Source organism: Massilia violaceinigra, assembly GCF_002752675.1.
GTDB classification, from domain to species: domain Bacteria; phylum Pseudomonadota; class Gammaproteobacteria; order Burkholderiales; family Burkholderiaceae_D; genus Telluria_A; species Telluria_A violaceinigra.
The window spans coordinates 1,637,413-1,651,365 of the sequence record NZ_CP024608.1 but is presented as its reverse complement, the minus strand read 5'-3'; the positions used below and the strand labels follow the sequence as shown (position 1 = coordinate 1,651,365).

The window sequence follows — 13,953 nt, the reverse complement described above, 5'->3', positions numbered from 1 at the left end:
CATTTTTGGCGCGCAGCACAACATCATTCAACGGTAAGCGTCCGGCCCCTCCACCTATGAATTCCTGATCGCCCAAGCCAAACTATCCGCTCATTCTTTCAGGAGGTGATAGTGTCAAATTCGGAACGTGAGAAGGTATGGGAAGAGCGCGTCGCGCAGTGGCAGGCCAGCGGCCTTTCGCAGCGGGCCTACGCAATCGAGCAAGGCTTTCCGGTACGCCAGGTTGGTTACTGGGTACGGCGTTTGACCAAGCGGGAAGCGATGCCTACACTGCTCCCGGTGCGGGTGGCACAGGCGGGTCCGGTGGCGGTTGCGATCAGCTTGCGCAACGAGCACGGTTGGACCTTGAGCTTGCCGACCGATATGCCGGCCAGTTGGCTGGCGGAATTGATGCGTGCGTTGTGATGCAGCTGTCGGCCGATACGATCTGGCTGGCGACGGCGGCGGTGGACATGCGCACGGGCATCGACGGACTCTCCCTGCACGTGCAGCAGGCGTTAGGGCGAGCGCCGTGCGACGGCACGGCCTACGTGTTTGCCAATCGCCGCCGGACGCGCATGAAGCTGGTGTGCTGGGACGGCACCGGCGTCTGGATGTGCTTGCGCCGGCTGCACCGTGGCCAGTTCGTCTGGCCGCAGGCAGACGAGGCAAGTTGGCAGATGAGTGCCGAGCAATGGCAGTGGTTGGTGGCCGGTGTGGACTGGCAGCGCTTGTCGGCCACAGCGCCGGTGCAGTGGCGCCTGTGAGGACGTAAACTGTTTCGCTTGTAACCATTATCCATGCTCGGTAAACTACCGAGCCATGGATCTGCTTAACGAACTTGCCCTCACTAACATCGACCCAGCTATGCTGGCGCAGGTGCGGGCCTTGTTCGAACAGCAGCGGGCGAAGCTGGCCGAGAACGACTTTAAGATCAAGGCGCTGACGTTCGAGCTGGCCTATTACAAACGGGTCCGCTTCGGCAAGGCCAGCGAAGCGCTGGTCGGCGAACAGCGCATGCTATTTGACGAGACAGTCGATATGGACCTCGCCGCCATCGACGAGGAACTCCACAGTCAGGCGCCGACCAAGCAAGCGCGCAAGCGTGCCGGACGTCAGCCGCTGCCGCCGGAACTGCCGCGCATCGAGCACCGCCATGAGCCGGAATCGTGCCAGTGCGGGCAATGCGGCGCAGGCCTGGTCAAGATCGGCGAGGACGTCAGCGAACAGCTGGACGTGGAACCGGCGCGCTTCTTCGTGCATCGCCATATCAGGCCGCAGTACGCCTGCAGGCCTTGCGAAACGGTGACGGCAGCGCCAATCCCATCGGCCGTCATCGACGGCGGCCTGGCTGCAGTCGGTCTGCTGGCGTGGATCGCCGTCTGCAAGTACTTGGACCATCTGCCGCTATACCGGATCGAACAGATCGCCGCGCGCCAGGGCGTGCCGCTGGCACGCTCTACGCTGGGCGAATGGATCGGCCGCATCGGCGTGGCCCTGCAGCCGCTGGCCGACCGGCTGGCCGAACTGCTCAGGGAGCGAAGTTGCCTGCATGCTGACGAAACACCAGTACGCCAGCTTGATCCCGGCAGCGGCAAGACCAAGCACGCCTATCTGTGGGCCTACCGTTCGAACGCGCTCGACGACGGGCCGTCAGTGGTCGTGTTTGACTACCGGACGAGTCGTGCTGGCGCGCATGCGCGCGCCTTCCTGCAGGACTGGCGCGGTCACCTGATGGTCGACGACTACGCCGGCTACAAGGCAATGTTTGCCACGGGTCCGACCGAACTCGCATGCCTGGCCCACATCCGCCGCAAGTTCTTCGACGTGCACGCCGCCAGCGGCAGTCCGGTGGCTGAGGAAGCGTTGCGCCGTATCGCCCAGCTGTACGCCATCGAGCAGCAGACAAAAGGCATGACGTCGTCGCAGCGCCTCGCCTTGCGCGAGCAGCATGCCATCCCGGCCTTGGCCGAGATGCATACCTGGTTACTGACTACGCAGCGCAGCGTCGCCGCCGGCAGCGGCACTGCCAAGGCCATTGAACATGCCCTCAAACGCTGGCCAGCGCTGCAGCGCTACGCCAGTTCGGGCAGCCTGCCCATCGATAACAACCCGGTCGAGAACGCGATACGGCCGATCGCTATCGGCAAGAAGAACTGGCTGTTTGCCGGGTCGGAACGGGCCGGCCGCCGCGCCGCTGCCATCCAAAGCCTGTTCGCGACCGCCAAACTGAATGGACTCGATCCTGCGCGCTGGCTAGCCGACACACTTGAAAAACTTCCAACCTGCCCGAACAGCAGGATCGACTCGCTGCTACCGTTCGCAAACTCTACACAGGCCTAAGCGCTTATGGAAGGTGGGGCCGCTGGCTGCTTACATTCAACGGTCCACACAGGCGGCAAACACCGTCTGCCGGGCCAGCGGCGTTGTCACGATGGATTTCCACGGACTCGCCGCGCACAACGATTTTTTTAAGAAGAAGGTATTACATGAAACATTCAGCCTGGGGCATCGCCCTGTCCTGCGTCCTCGTTGCCGGCTGCGGTGGCGGCTCGTCCGATAACAATACCGCGCCGGCCAAGCCCGTGGTGGTGCCGGCGGCACCCGCCTTCGCCGACTGCTACGAGCGCACGCCGGGCGTGAAATTCACGACGACCGACAAGTACACCCATGTGATCGTCCAGGAGATGTTTGAAGGCGTGATGGCGTATGCCGACGTCTATCTGCGCGAGAACGGCACGCGCCTGGCCGCAGTCTACAATGCGTTCGACGGCAAGGTCTTCACGCCGCTGGGACTGACCCAGCACAATGAAGCCGGTGTGTACGAGGACAAATACGTCTATTCCAAAGAGGCGGCCCTGGTCTTGAACAAAGTCCCGGGCCAGGCCATCGTATCGCACTACACCGAGACGGTGACCAGGGCCAACTCGCTCACCACCGAAGTCAAGGCCGTCAGCGATGAATTTACGTTTGCCGGATTCGAGACCATCACCGTGGCGGGCCGGATCTTTGCCAATACCTGCAAAATAACCGGGGCGTCCGATGTCCAGGGCCAGCTTGCCGTGGGGTGGATGGCGAAAGGCTTCGGCTGGATCCGCACCGAAGAACAGAGCGCCACTGGCACGCTGGTGGCCGGCACCCGCAACGAGATCGTCGCAATCATCACGGCACCCTGAGTGCCGCGGGTGGCCCCCGGTCCCGGGGCTGCCTCATCCGGGGACGGTGCGCGCCGTGCCCGGCCCCGGTAAAAGCCCTCACAGGCTGATACAAAGTTGTGGCTCCAGTGCAAAGCCAGTTTGCTACACTAGCAACGCTGGACAAACTAACAATACTGGAGACACCCATGAAAGCACTTACAACAGCAACCCTGATCGCCGCGATGCTGGCCACGGCGCCGGCACTGGTTTCGGCGCAGGAATCAGCGTCCCCGGTCGGCCTGTGGAAAAACATCGATGACGTCACCGGCAAGCCGAAGGCGCTGATCCGCATCAGCGAGAACAACGGCGAAATCCAGGGCAAGCTCGAAAAACTGTTCCGCCCCGAGGGCACGGACCAGAATCCCAAGTGCACCAAGTGCGAGGGCGTCAACAAGGACCAGCCGGTCCTCGGCCTGACGTTCATGTCGGGACTGAAAAAAGAGGGCGACGAATATACCGGCGGCCAGATCCTCGACCCGGACAACGGCAAGGTCTACAAGAGCAAGCTGAAAGTCGTCGAAGGCGGCAAGAAGCTCAACGTGCGCGGCTACGTCGGCATGCCGATGTTCGGCCGTTCCCAAGTCTGGGTGCGCGAAGAATAACTTTTTCTACTGCCTGTAGTGCGCGGCATCGACCGGCATTGGTGCTGGTCGTCAATCCTGATATTATTCAAAGCGCAAGGTTGCCATGACACACATGGCGACACTTTCATCACGTTAACTCTTCATCGGACCTGACATGATCATCGACCATCTTGGCTTTGCAGTAAGCGACTACGAACAGAGCAAAACTTTTTTCGGCAAGGCGCTCGCGCCGCTGGGCATCTCTTTGGTTACCGAAGTAAAAGGCTGGGCCGGGCTGGGTAAAAACGGCAAGCCCGAGTTCTGGTTCGGCCAGGGCGGCACGGTCCAGGGCCAGATGCACGTGGCTTTCGTGGCCGACAGCCGCGAACAGGTACGCCAATTTTACGCCGCCGCGCTCGACGCCGGCGCGAAGGATAACGGCGCGCCCGGCATCCGCGCGCACTACCATCCGGACTATTACGGCGCCTTCGTCATCGGTCCCGATGGCCACAACATCGAAGCCGTATGCCACAAGGCCGAACACTAGGCGCGCGGCGCGCCGGCCCTGCGTGATCACCCCATGAGACGACGTCCCGCCGTATCGCAGCGCGAGCGCGACGTCGAGCGCCTGCGCGGCAAGCTCGAACGCGACAGCTATCCACGCTTGCAGATGCTCCTGCTGGTCACGCTGACCGGCGCGGCGGGCTTTCTCGCATCCTTCCTCCTGCTGCTGGCCGGGCTGCAGACCATGTGGCTGCGTTATCCGGCATCGATTGCCGTCGCCTATCTCGCCTTCCTTTTTCTGCTGTGGATCTGGCTGCGCTCGCGGGGCGGCGACATCGGCGACGGCGGCCTGCCCGACCTGGCGCCGTCCGGGCGCGGCTCCGACGTCGCTTGCAGCGGCAAGGGCGGCAGCTTCGACGGCGGTGGCGCGAGCGCCGATTTTGAGCCGCCCGGCGGCGGGGTGATGTCGGACGTGAGCGACACAGCGCTCGAAGCGGTCGGCAGCGCCGAAGAACTGCTCATTCCGCTGGCGCTGCTCGCGGCCATCTGCGCCGCCCTCGGGGCAGCGATCTTCATGATGTTCTCGCTGGTGTCCTCGGCGCCGCTGCTGTTCGCCGAGCTGCTGCTCGACGGGCTGCTCTCGGCCAGCCTATATCGCCGCCTGCGGGGCCTGGACCGGGCTCACTGGATCGAGCCGGCCATCCGGCGCACCGGCTGGGCGTTCCTGGCCGCTGCGGTGACCATGGCCGTTGCCGGCGCCGGGCTGGCGCTGTACTCACCCGGCGCGCATACCATCGGCGAAGTCATTGCAAGCAAGCGCGCGCCGCGCTGACCCTACTGCGCGCCGATCGGGATGACCTCGCGCGAACCTTTGCGCTGCGCGGTCTGCTGCGCGATGCTGGCGCGGATCTCGGCCAGCTGCTCGCCGCCGCGGTAGAGCAAGTTGTAGCTCTCGAACGGGATCATCTTCCCGTCCGGCAGCGCGAAATGGATGCATGATTTTTTCAGCGCGCGCACGTCGAGCGAATACGCGTCCATGAACTGCACGATCAGCACCCGAAAGACATTGTCGTAGCGCAGACCCGCGGGCGCGTCGATCAGCGGCAGGCAGCACATCAACTCGGACAGACAGTTGGCCTGCGACTCGGGAGAGTGATTGGTCGAGAACAGTTTGAAGACGTGCTCCTTCATGCTCTTTTTCAGCGTCTCGTCGCGCTCGAACACGATGGTATTGCTGCTGCCTTCGACCAGCGTTTGCGGATCGAGGTAGCGCGTCAGCGGCACCACCTGGTCGGCCGTCTTGAGCGCATACGCCATGGCCAGCGTGTCAGGATTGCAGGGCACCGGAACGATATCCTGCAAGGTGAACAAGGATGTCTGTTCGGCGATCTTGCGCCGCACTTCGGACACCGTCAGGCGGTGCACGCGCGGGTCGTACTGCTCTACCCGGCCGGCATCCTGGATCGGCTGCAGGGTCACGCCGCGCACGCAGGGCTGGGTCAGCGCAAAGTCGATGATGGCGCCGATTTCGTCGTCGTTCAAACCCTTTTTCAGCGTCACCACCAGCGTGGTCGACACGCCCGCCGCGTTCAGGTTGGCCAGCGCTTGCGCGCGGATGCGGGTCAGGTCGGCGCCGCGCAGCGCCTTGTGCACCGCGCCGCGCAGGGAATCGAACTGCAGGTACACCTCGATCCCGGGCGCGTAGGTGGCCAGGCGCTGCGCGAACGCCGGGTCCTGCGCCAGCACGATGCCGTTGGTGTTGACCATCACGTGCTTGATCGGGCGCGCCTTGGCCGCGTCGAGAATGTCCCAGAAGCGCGGATGCAGGGTCGGCTCGCCGCCCGAGAGCTGCATCACGTCCGCCTCGCCCTCGTTGGCCACCACCGCGTCGAGCATCTTGATGACGTCCTCGAAGCTCTTGTGCAGCTCGCGGTGGGTGCCGCTTTCGGCATAACACACGGGGCAGTTCAGATTGCAGTTGTCGGTGATTTCCACAATCGACAGGCAGGAGTGCTGCATGTGGTCGGGACACAGGCCGCAATCGTAAGGGCAGCCGTACTGCATCGGCGTGTTGAAGGTCTGCGGCATCTCCGGATGCTTGACGAAGACTTCGCGGCACAGGCGGTAGTAATCGACATCGTCGCTCACCAGCACGCGTTCGGCGCCGTGCGCGCTGCACCACTTGTCCATGAAGACATCGCTGCCCTTGAAGATGATCTTGGCCTCGACCGGATGCAGGCAGGTGGAACACACCGAGGTGGTGGTGTCGTAAAACAGGTAGGGACGGATTTTCCGGCTCATGGTTCAATCGCTTTCAGTGGTGCCGGCCCGCCAAGCTGCCTGGCGAGGAGTGGAAGATAACAGAGCAGCGCGGTCAGGCAGACCAGCTGCACCCCGCCCAGCCCCGCGCCGTAATCGTAGCGCAGCGGTTTGATGGCGTCGACGGCGAAGCGCCAGACCAGGTAGCCGGACAAGAACAGCTTGAACATCAGGCCCGGTTTGTCGTGCCAGCGCGCGCGCAGCGCCAGCAGGAGGCCGCCCCACGCGAGCACAAAGATAATGTCGTACAGCTGGGTGGGATGGCGATCGATGCCGTCGCCGAAATCGACGCCCCATGGCAGCGTGGTCGCCGTGCCGTAGGTGCCGTCGTTCAGGCCTGCCAGAAAACAGCCGATGCGCCCGAGGGAGATTCCCGCCATCAGCGGCAGCACGAACTGGTCGCCGGTGGACTGGCGCTGGCCGGTCAATTTCTTGGCCATTTCCACGCCCAGCAAGCCGCCCAGCAGGCCGCCGACAATCGACTGCCCCGACATCCAGACCGCCGCATTGCCCGCATGCGCGGCCCACAGGTGGGGATACTCGACCCAGAACACCAGCTTGTTGCCGATGGCGGCGCCGAGGATACAGCCGATCACGACGGCGTAGCCGCTGTTGCTGAGAATGCCGCTGGCGCCGCTGCGCGCGCGCTGCCGCCGGTACAGCTGCACGCCGATGGCGATGGCGGCCCACTCGAACAGCAGATGAACGACATGGGCGGCGCTGGGGGACAAGGACGGGACGATCATTCCCGGGGCGGCGTCGACTTTGGTGGCACGCCACGGCTTTTCACCCCGCGGCTAACCCTTTGCGCAATCCAGCCGGCAATTCCCAAGCCAAGCAGCGCTAATGCCATGATCCTTGGCTCAAATCCTTTGCTCGCGCCGACCACCAGCCCAAGCAAGCCACACGCGCCGAAACCGACCATGACGGCAAAGGCAAGCAACAGGCCAAGAGTGCGCAGAATGATCATATGTGCCTCACGAAACGGGTCCGTTCACGACGTTGTCGAGCGGCTGCTCACTCGCGGGACGATGCGAACGCTTTACGCAGTTTGCTGCCAAGAAACCAGGCGAGCCCGCCGCAAATGGCCAGACCGGCAAGGCCAAGCACAAAGCCGATGTTGAACCGGTCGGCCAGTTCAGCGCCGGGCTGGATACCGATCATCAGGCCGAACGCTCCGCACAAGCCGAAACCGACCATGGCAACCGCGGCGAACAGCAGGCCAAGGATACGTAAGAGCGTCATGCTTACCTTTGCAGTAATCTTAGTTTTTTGTCAGGCCGAGCGCTCATTGTACGCCGGTTCAGGGGCGTTTGGCGTGGCGGGCCAGGTGACGGTCGAGCTGGTTGGCGAAGTTCTGGCGGTCGGCCTGGCCGAAGGGCGCAGGCCCGCCGGTGTCGACGCCGCTGCCGCGCAATTCATCCATGAATTTGCGCATCGTGAGCATCTGGGCGATGTTGTCGTCGGTGTAGAACTCGCCGCGCGGATTGAGCGCGAAGCCGCCCTTGATCAGCACATCGGCGGCCAGCGGAATGTCGCCCGTCACCACCAGGTCGCCGGGAGCGAGCAGGCGCACGATTTCGGCATCGGCCACGTCGGCGCCGGACGGCACCTGCACCGCGCGCACGAAGCGCGACGGCGGCACCCGCATCAGCTGGTTGGCGACCAAGGTCACGTTCAGTTGCAGGCGCTCGGCCACGCGGTACAGGATATCTTTGATGACGACCGGACAGGCATCGGCATCGACCCAGATTTGCATCATCGTCACTTCTTTCTCGGCGGTTTATCGGGTGTGTGCGCGCAGTATAACGCCAGCGGCTGGCGCGTCACGGCATCATGTGTTATCTTTCGACAAGTTTCATAAATACTCGGCAATTTTTGCCGAGTGAAATTTTGCCGGACGCTCATGGGGTCCGTTGCATCATGCGGAGTCCAGATGTTACTTTTACAAGTGCTCGCCTTTCTGGTGGGCATGGCGGCACTGTTCGCCACCTCATTTACCTTGCTTCCACCCGCGCAGCTGCACCCTTTTGCGGGCGACGCGACCTTGCTGCTCATGGGTGCGGGTATTCTTGCCTTCGCGGCCGGCTATGTTTTTTTCGCCATTGCCGGCTCGCGTATCCAGCGTTCGGCATGGCGGCGCAGGCTGGCGGCCGTGATCGTGCTGTTTCAGCTCGTTGCGGGCAGCACCATGGTGTATCTGTATCCCGACCCGGCCGTGCTGGGCGTGATGGGACCGCTGCTGTGCTTCTCGGTGTATATGTTTGCCACCTTCGTGTGGCCGGCCAGGCGCAACCGTACGTATCGTCCGCTGCGCAGGCGTGAGCGCTCGGAGGATGAGTTTCCACGCAAGTGAGCAAGCTTGATGCGCCTTAGGTTGCAGTGCATACTCCGCAGTCGATAACGCTTGCGAGCCTGCCCATCATGAAAAACCCCCACTTCACCGCAACGGTCTGCTTCGCGCTGGCCGCTGTGCTGTTCTTTGCCATGCCGTCGAAGGAATACGCAGCCGGTTTTGCGCTGCTCGGCATGTTTTTCGAACTCTCGGCATGGAAGAAATTCCTGACGCGGGACCGTAAAAATCCACCGCCGCCAGCGGCACCGGATTGACAGAGCAGATACACATTCCACCGTCTGCCTTCGTTCAGATGCAGTAACCGCGCACGGCTGCGGCACCATCCACCAACAGCGACTCCGCTTACCTGCAGACACGCTCGCCGGCAGCCTCGGCCCGCTTTCTTCCAAGTGCCGCGCTTCCATCGGCGCATGAATCTGGTGCGTCATGCACAGGTTCATCGGAGCGTTCCGGCACACGGACGTCTCTCCTAGTTTACGGTAGGAAAGACTCGTAAATACCTGCTTGTTCTGGAAGTGTTCACCGACCATACTTCGTGCGAAATGTTCTCCTTGGCAATCTAACAGGCACCGTTGCAAGAGACGGTGACAAGCACACCATGATGAAAACACTCGCGCTATCGGCCATCGGCTTTTACCAGCGCCATCTGTCGCCCTACAAGGGTTTCCGCTGCGCCTACTGCGCCTACACCGGCAACGCCAGCTGTTCAGCGCTCGGTGCACGGGCCATCCGCCGTTACGGCGTTTGGGATGGCATCGGCGTGCTCCAGGGCCGCCTGCAAAAATGCGGCGTCGCGTACCGCCGTTACCGGACAGCTGTCCCGCCCGCCCCGCCACGTCTGCTGGCCAGGCCGAATCAAGCGGGCGAGTGCGACTGTTCGTGCGACCCGTCCCTTGGCGATGCGTGCGATACGGCGTCCTACTGCGTCGATGCGAAAGACTGCTGGGACGGTTTGAGGGGGCGCCGCGAACCCGGCAGGAAGAAGAGCTCATCTACATTCCGCCGCGGTCGGACCCGGATAACGAGCGCTCCTGATCCAGACGCCAGGGCAGTCCCACAGGTCGCCCGTCGAGCTGCGGCGCGAGCGGTCCGACCAGGTCGATCCGCGCACGTGAACGCTTGCCGGCCTATAAAGTGACAGTGGCGTACGACTTCAGGCTGACCGAATTCGGAATTTCTGCCATCGACAGGATGCGCATATGCGGCACCACGCGTTCGCACAGCAGGCGGATATGGCGGCGCAGGTCAGGTGAACACAACAGCACGGGCAGCATGCTGGCCTTCATCATGCGTTCCGACTGGGTCGCCAGGCGTCCCAGCAACTGTTCGGCAAACTTCGGTTCCACCACCATCGTGCTGCCGGCATCGGCGTCGCGCACGCTTTGCATCAGCGCTTGCTCGATGGCCGGGTCGAGCGTGAGCACATGGAGCGCCGTCAGGTCGCCCAGCAGCCCCTGGCAGATCGCCGGGCCCAGCTTCTGGCGCACCAGTTCGGTCAGATAGCTCAAGTCCTTGCTGTTGCGCGCAACGTCGACCAGGGTTTCCAGGATCACTTCCAGATTGCGAATCGAGACTTTTTCCTTCAACAGATTTTGCAGGATCTTTTGCACGTCGCTGACCGTCAGGATGGTCGGCACCAGCTCTTCGACCAGACCCGGCTGCTGATCGCGGATGCGCTGCAGCAAGCGGTCCGTTTCGGTGCGCGTGAGCAGCATCGCGGACTGCTGCTTGAGCACTTCGCTCAGGTGGGTGATGAACACGGTGCTGGCGTCCACCAGGGTGTAGCGCGCCGCGCGCGCCATCTCTTTTTCCGAATCCTCGACCCAGATCGCGGGCAGGCCATAGGTCGGCTCGCGCGTTTCGATGCCCTTGATCGGACGCGCCTCGCCGCCGCCATGGATGGCCAAGGTGCGGTCGGTCATGATCTCGCCACGCCCGGCCAGCACGCCGAACACGTGCAGTTCATAGGCGTTGGCGCCGAGCTGGGGCATGTCGCGGAAACGCACGCGCGGCAGCACCATGCCCGATTCCAGCGCATATTGCTTGCGGATCGCGGCGATCCGCTCCATGAACAGGGTTTGCTCGCCGCTGACCAGCGGCGCCAGGTTGGTTCCCACCATGACCTCGACCGGCTCGACCTTGAGCAAGTCATAGGTATCCTGCTCGCCGCCGGCGCCGGCCTTGTCCTTCTCATCCTTCGCCTCGCCGGCATCGGCCGACTTGGCATTGCGGCGCACCAGCATGGCCACGCCGAACAGGCCAAGGGTAATCACCAGCACGGGAATCGATGGAATTCCCGGCACGAACAACAGCACCGCCAGCGCGCCGGCCACGATGAACAGGGTCTTGGGAAAGGCCGTCATCTGGCGCAGCACTTCCGAGCTGAGGTTGCCGTCCGACGCCGAGCGCGTCACGATGATGCCGGTGCCGACCGCGATCACCAGCGCCGGAACCTGGGTCACGATGCCGTCGCCCACCGTCAGCAAGGTAAAGGTCTTGAGCGCTTCATCCCAGCGCATGCCCATCTGCATGACGCCGATCACCAGTCCGCCGATGATGTTGATCAGCATGATCACGATACCGGCGATCGCGTCGCCCTTGACGAATTTACTGGCACCGTCCATGGCGCCGTAGAAGCCGGTTTCCTTCTCCAGCATCTTGCGGCGCCGCTTGGCCTCTTCCTGGTCGATGAAACCCATGTTCAGGTCGGCATCGATGCTCATCTGCTGACCGGGCATGCTGTCGAGCGTGAAGCGGGCCGCCACTTCGGACACGCGCTGGGCGCCGCTGGTGACCACCACATACTGCACCACCACCAGGATCAGAAACACGATCATGCCGATCACGTAATTGCCTCCGACCACGTACGAGCCGATCGCGGAGATCACCCGACCGGCATCGGCGTCGGTCAGGATCAGGCGCGTTGCGGCCACGTTCAGGGAGAGCCGGAACAGGGTGGCGATGAGCAGCAGGGATGGAAAGGTGGAAAACTCCACCGGGCGCCCGATGTAAAACGTCAGCAGCAGGATCAGCATCGCGAAACTGACATTGACCAGGATCAGGAAGTCGAGCAGGCCCGCGGGAATGGGAATGAACAGGACCGTCAGAATGCCGACCACCAGCAAGGCCAGGACGAGGTCTGAATTCCCTCCGAAAATACGACGCAATGCCAACATTACACAATCCTTCGAGAAGCGCGCTTTACTTCGCGCATTGAATACACCCACACCATGATTTTTGCGATTTGCGGATACAGCTTTTCGGGCACGTAACCGTCGTAGTCGACTTCGCGGAACAAGGCCCGCGCCAATAATTTATTTTGCACAATGGGGATCTGGTGCCTGCCGGCCAGCTCGCGCATCTTGCGCGCCGTTTCCCCCGCCCCCTTGGCGATAACCTGGGGCGCGCCGGAACTGCCATGGCTGTAGCTCAGCGCCACCGCCAGGTGGGTCGGATTGGTGATCAGCACATCGGCCGACGCCACCTTGGCCATCGACTTGCTGCGCTTGAGCACTTCCTGGCGCAACTCGCGGATGCGCGAGCGGATGCGCGGGTCGCCGTCGCGGTTCTTCGATTCATCCTTGACGTCGCGCTTGCTCATGCGCATGCGCTTGCTGAACTCCCAGCGCGTGTACATGAAGTCGAGCAGCGCGATCACCAGCAAGGTCATCACCATCTTCACCAGCAAGCCGCCCGACAGGGAAATGAGCAGGCGCGCATAGCCTTTCGGCTCCATCAGGGTCAGCCCGACCAGCCCGGGAATGGCATTCTTGACCAGCGTATAGAGCACGCTGCCCAGGATCAGCAGCTTCAAGATGCTCTTGGCCGCTTCGAACAGGGTGCGCATCGAAAACACGCGCTTGAAGCCGGTCGTCGGGTTGATCCGCGTCATGTCCGGAATCAGGGGATGGAAACTGAAGATCGGCCCGGTCTGGAACAGATTGGCCACCACCGCCACCACCGCCAGGGTGAGGAACAGCGGCCCGAGCACGGTCAGCATCTCGATCAGCATCTGCCCGGTCCAGTTGGCGATGCCATCCACGCTCCAGTCGAGCCGGCCGGCGCGCGTGAGCATGCGCTGCTGCAGATGCAGGGTCTGGCGCAGCGCATCCCAGCCGCTGCCGTACACCGTCACCACCAGCGCGCACAGCATCATGGTCGCGGTGAAGTCGGCGCTCTTGGCGACCGAGCCCTTCTTGCGCGCCTCGTCCAGCTTGTGCGGCGTTGCCTGTTCCGACAGGTCGGCATCTTGTTCGGCCATTTAGCGCAGCACCTGTTCCCAATAAATAAAGATCGAGGCATACACCCGCCCCATCGCCGGACCGAGCACCCCGATCGTCAGCGCAAACAGCGCCAGGCCGGCAAAAATCTTGACCGGCACCAGCACGATCACCACGTTCATCTGCGGCAGCACGCGCGACACCACGGCCAGCCCCACTTCCACCAGCAGCAGGCACAGCATGACCGGGATCGCCAGCGCCACGCCAAGCGAAAACATCAGGCCGAACTGGCGGATCACCGGCTCGGGGTCGAGGGCGCCCAGGCCGGTCCCGGGCGGCACCTGCTGCAGCGAAAATGCAATGCCGCGCAGGAAAGCGTGGTGCCCATCCATGCCGAAGAGGGCCGCCACCGCCACCAGGTTCAGCATGGTCGCGAACAGCGGCGCCCCGGCGCGGGTGACCGGATCGTAGACATTGCCGATGCCGAAACCGCTCTGGATATCGAGAATCTTGCCAGCCACCGAAAACGCTCCGAACGCCGCGTACACGCCGAACGCCAGCACCGCGCCCACCATCAGCTCGCCGATGGCGGCCAGGATGACCGGGCCGATCGACAGCGCCAGCGGCGCCGGCTTGATGCCGAGGGCGCCGACCAGCATCACGCTCAGCACCAGGGTCAGCAGCACGCGCACGGTCACCAGCCCGGCCAGCCCGGTAAAGATCGGCGAAAGCATCAGCAGCACGCCGATGCGCACCGACACCAGAAAGACCGCCATCAGCCAGGAAGGATCGACATCGACAAGCATGTAACGGCA

At 63.0% G+C, this 13,953-nt stretch carries 18 protein-coding genes; 10 read left to right on the top strand and 8 right to left on the bottom strand.

Features of this window, described 5'->3' with window-relative positions; translation table 11 throughout:
- The first annotated feature begins 111 nt into the window (after nt 1-111).
- The 7 genes from tnpA (at nt 112) to CR152_RS07370 (ending at nt 5,075) form a co-directional block, all read left to right on the top strand.
- Nucleotides 112-405, top strand: coding sequence for an IS66 family insertion sequence element accessory protein TnpA (gene tnpA / locus CR152_RS07400; RefSeq protein WP_099874336.1), 294 nt, complete (start codon nt 112-114; stop codon nt 403-405).
- Nucleotides 375-746: an IS66 family insertion sequence element accessory protein TnpB gene (gene tnpB / locus CR152_RS07395; protein ID WP_208640063.1), complete on the top strand. Its 372-nt coding sequence runs from the start codon at nt 375-377 to the stop codon at nt 744-746. Before tnpA ends, tnpB begins: the two co-directional genes overlap by 31 nt.
- A 55-nt stretch (nt 747-801) precedes the next feature.
- On the top strand, nt 802-2,322 hold the full coding sequence (gene tnpC, locus CR152_RS07390) for an IS66 family transposase (protein ID WP_099874335.1): 1,521 nt from the start codon (nt 802-804) through the stop codon (nt 2,320-2,322).
- Between the two features lie 146 nt (nt 2,323-2,468).
- Nucleotides 2,469-3,155, top strand: coding sequence for a hypothetical protein (locus CR152_RS07385; RefSeq protein WP_099874334.1), 687 nt, complete (start codon nt 2,469-2,471; stop codon nt 3,153-3,155).
- Between the two features lie 167 nt (nt 3,156-3,322).
- On the top strand, nt 3,323-3,778 hold the full coding sequence (locus CR152_RS07380; RefSeq protein WP_099874333.1) for a DUF2147 domain-containing protein: 456 nt from the start codon (nt 3,323-3,325) through the stop codon (nt 3,776-3,778).
- A gap of 136 nt (nt 3,779-3,914) precedes the next feature.
- Nucleotides 3,915-4,286 (top strand): VOC family protein, encoded by a 372-nt coding sequence (locus CR152_RS07375; protein ID WP_099874332.1) that lies wholly within the window; start codon nt 3,915-3,917, stop codon nt 4,284-4,286.
- A gap of 33 nt (nt 4,287-4,319) precedes the next feature.
- A complete protein-coding gene (locus CR152_RS07370) occupies nt 4,320-5,075 on the top strand; it encodes a hypothetical protein (RefSeq protein ID WP_099874331.1) in 756 nt (251 codons plus the stop codon).
- A 2-nt stretch (nt 5,076-5,077) separates the two neighbouring features.
- On the opposite strand, the gene CR152_RS07365 is transcribed toward CR152_RS07370, so the two are convergent.
- From CR152_RS07365 to CR152_RS07345, 5 genes are read right to left on the bottom strand one after another with little or no spacing between them, the layout of a single operon-like run.
- Complete coding sequence (locus CR152_RS07365; protein ID WP_099874330.1) at nt 5,078-6,544, bottom strand: radical SAM protein; 1,467 nt, start codon at nt 6,542-6,544, stop codon at nt 5,078-5,080.
- Nucleotides 6,541-7,308 (bottom strand): prolipoprotein diacylglyceryl transferase, encoded by a 768-nt coding sequence (locus CR152_RS07360; RefSeq protein ID WP_099874329.1) that lies wholly within the window; start codon nt 7,306-7,308, stop codon nt 6,541-6,543. Before CR152_RS07360 ends, CR152_RS07365 begins: the two co-directional genes overlap by 4 nt.
- Nucleotides 7,305-7,532, bottom strand: coding sequence for a hypothetical protein (locus tag CR152_RS07355; protein ID WP_099874328.1), 228 nt, complete (start codon nt 7,530-7,532; stop codon nt 7,305-7,307). Before CR152_RS07355 ends, CR152_RS07360 begins: the two co-directional genes overlap by 4 nt.
- A gap of 47 nt (nt 7,533-7,579) precedes the next feature.
- Nucleotides 7,580-7,807 (bottom strand): hypothetical protein, encoded by a 228-nt coding sequence (locus CR152_RS32745; RefSeq protein ID WP_157778372.1) that lies wholly within the window; start codon nt 7,805-7,807, stop codon nt 7,580-7,582.
- 58 nt (nt 7,808-7,865) lie between these two features.
- Nucleotides 7,866-8,321 carry a YaiI/YqxD family protein gene (locus CR152_RS07345; RefSeq protein ID WP_099882068.1) on the bottom strand — a complete coding sequence of 152 codons (456 nt, stop codon included), beginning with the start codon at nt 8,319-8,321 and terminating at the stop codon, nt 7,866-7,868.
- 177 nt (nt 8,322-8,498) lie between these two features.
- On the opposite strand from CR152_RS07345, the gene CR152_RS07340 reads away from it, so the two are divergent.
- From CR152_RS07340 to yidD, 3 genes are all read left to right on the top strand, one after another.
- Nucleotides 8,499-8,918, top strand: a complete 420-nt coding sequence (locus CR152_RS07340; RefSeq protein WP_157778371.1) for a hypothetical protein — start codon at nt 8,499-8,501, stop codon at nt 8,916-8,918.
- Nucleotides 8,919-8,986: 68 nt separating this feature from the next.
- Nucleotides 8,987-9,172 (top strand): hypothetical protein, encoded by a 186-nt coding sequence (locus tag CR152_RS07335; RefSeq protein ID WP_099874325.1) that lies wholly within the window; start codon nt 8,987-8,989, stop codon nt 9,170-9,172.
- 344 nt (nt 9,173-9,516) lie between these two features.
- Entirely contained in the window at nt 9,517-10,056 is a 540-nt protein-coding gene (yidD, locus tag CR152_RS34970; RefSeq protein WP_208640087.1) for a membrane protein insertion efficiency factor YidD, read from the top strand.
- On the opposite strand, the gene flhA is transcribed toward yidD, so the two are convergent.
- The 3 genes from flhA to CR152_RS07315 are packed head-to-tail and all read right to left on the bottom strand — an operon-like array spanning nt 10,046 to nt 13,944.
- On the bottom strand, nt 10,046-12,094 hold the full coding sequence (gene flhA, locus CR152_RS07325) for a flagellar biosynthesis protein FlhA (protein WP_099874324.1): 2,049 nt from the start codon (nt 12,092-12,094) through the stop codon (nt 10,046-10,048). The two genes, yidD and flhA, sit on opposite strands and share 11 nt — an antisense overlap.
- A complete protein-coding gene (locus CR152_RS07320) occupies nt 12,094-13,179 on the bottom strand; it encodes an EscU/YscU/HrcU family type III secretion system export apparatus switch protein (protein WP_099874323.1) in 1,086 nt (361 codons plus the stop codon). The genes flhA and CR152_RS07320 overlap by 1 nt, the downstream gene beginning before the upstream one ends.
- Nucleotides 13,180-13,944 (bottom strand): flagellar biosynthetic protein FliR, encoded by a 765-nt coding sequence (locus CR152_RS07315; RefSeq protein WP_099874322.1) that lies wholly within the window; start codon nt 13,942-13,944, stop codon nt 13,180-13,182. It lies immediately after the preceding gene.
- Nucleotides 13,945-13,953 lie beyond the last annotated feature (9 nt).

What these genes read in the sequence shown, in the direction of transcription:
- flhA (WP_099874324.1), bottom strand. Translation starts at nt 12,094, where the DNA reads ATGTTGGCATTGCGTCGTATTTTCGGAGGGAATTCAGACCTCGTCCTG.
- CR152_RS07320 (WP_099874323.1), bottom strand. Translation starts at nt 13,179, where the DNA reads ATGGCCGAACAAGATGCCGACCTGTCGGAACAGGCAACGCCGCACAAG.
- CR152_RS07375 (WP_099874332.1), top strand. Translation starts at nt 3,915, where the DNA reads ATGATCATCGACCATCTTGGCTTTGCAGTAAGCGACTACGAACAGAGC.
- CR152_RS07315 (WP_099874322.1), bottom strand. Translation starts at nt 13,944, where the DNA reads ATGCTTGTCGATGTCGATCCTTCCTGGCTGATGGCGGTCTTTCTGGTG.
- CR152_RS07385 (WP_099874334.1), top strand. Translation starts at nt 2,469, where the DNA reads ATGAAACATTCAGCCTGGGGCATCGCCCTGTCCTGCGTCCTCGTTGCC.
- CR152_RS07360 (WP_099874329.1), bottom strand. Translation starts at nt 7,308, where the DNA reads ATGATCGTCCCGTCCTTGTCCCCCAGCGCCGCCCATGTCGTTCATCTG.
- CR152_RS07370 (WP_099874331.1), top strand. Translation starts at nt 4,320, where the DNA reads ATGAGACGACGTCCCGCCGTATCGCAGCGCGAGCGCGACGTCGAGCGC.
- tnpC (WP_099874335.1), top strand. Translation starts at nt 802, where the DNA reads ATGGATCTGCTTAACGAACTTGCCCTCACTAACATCGACCCAGCTATG.
- CR152_RS07380 (WP_099874333.1), top strand. Translation starts at nt 3,323, where the DNA reads ATGAAAGCACTTACAACAGCAACCCTGATCGCCGCGATGCTGGCCACG.
- CR152_RS07340 (WP_157778371.1), top strand. Translation starts at nt 8,499, where the DNA reads ATGTTACTTTTACAAGTGCTCGCCTTTCTGGTGGGCATGGCGGCACTG.
- CR152_RS07355 (WP_099874328.1), bottom strand. Translation starts at nt 7,532, where the DNA reads ATGATCATTCTGCGCACTCTTGGCCTGTTGCTTGCCTTTGCCGTCATG.
- CR152_RS07335 (WP_099874325.1), top strand. Translation starts at nt 8,987, where the DNA reads ATGAAAAACCCCCACTTCACCGCAACGGTCTGCTTCGCGCTGGCCGCT.
- CR152_RS07345 (WP_099882068.1), bottom strand. Translation starts at nt 8,321, where the DNA reads ATGCAAATCTGGGTCGATGCCGATGCCTGTCCGGTCGTCATCAAAGAT.
- CR152_RS07365 (WP_099874330.1), bottom strand. Translation starts at nt 6,544, where the DNA reads ATGAGCCGGAAAATCCGTCCCTACCTGTTTTACGACACCACCACCTCG.
- CR152_RS32745 (WP_157778372.1), bottom strand. Translation starts at nt 7,807, where the DNA reads ATGACGCTCTTACGTATCCTTGGCCTGCTGTTCGCCGCGGTTGCCATG.
- yidD (WP_208640087.1), top strand. Translation starts at nt 9,517, where the DNA reads ATGATGAAAACACTCGCGCTATCGGCCATCGGCTTTTACCAGCGCCAT.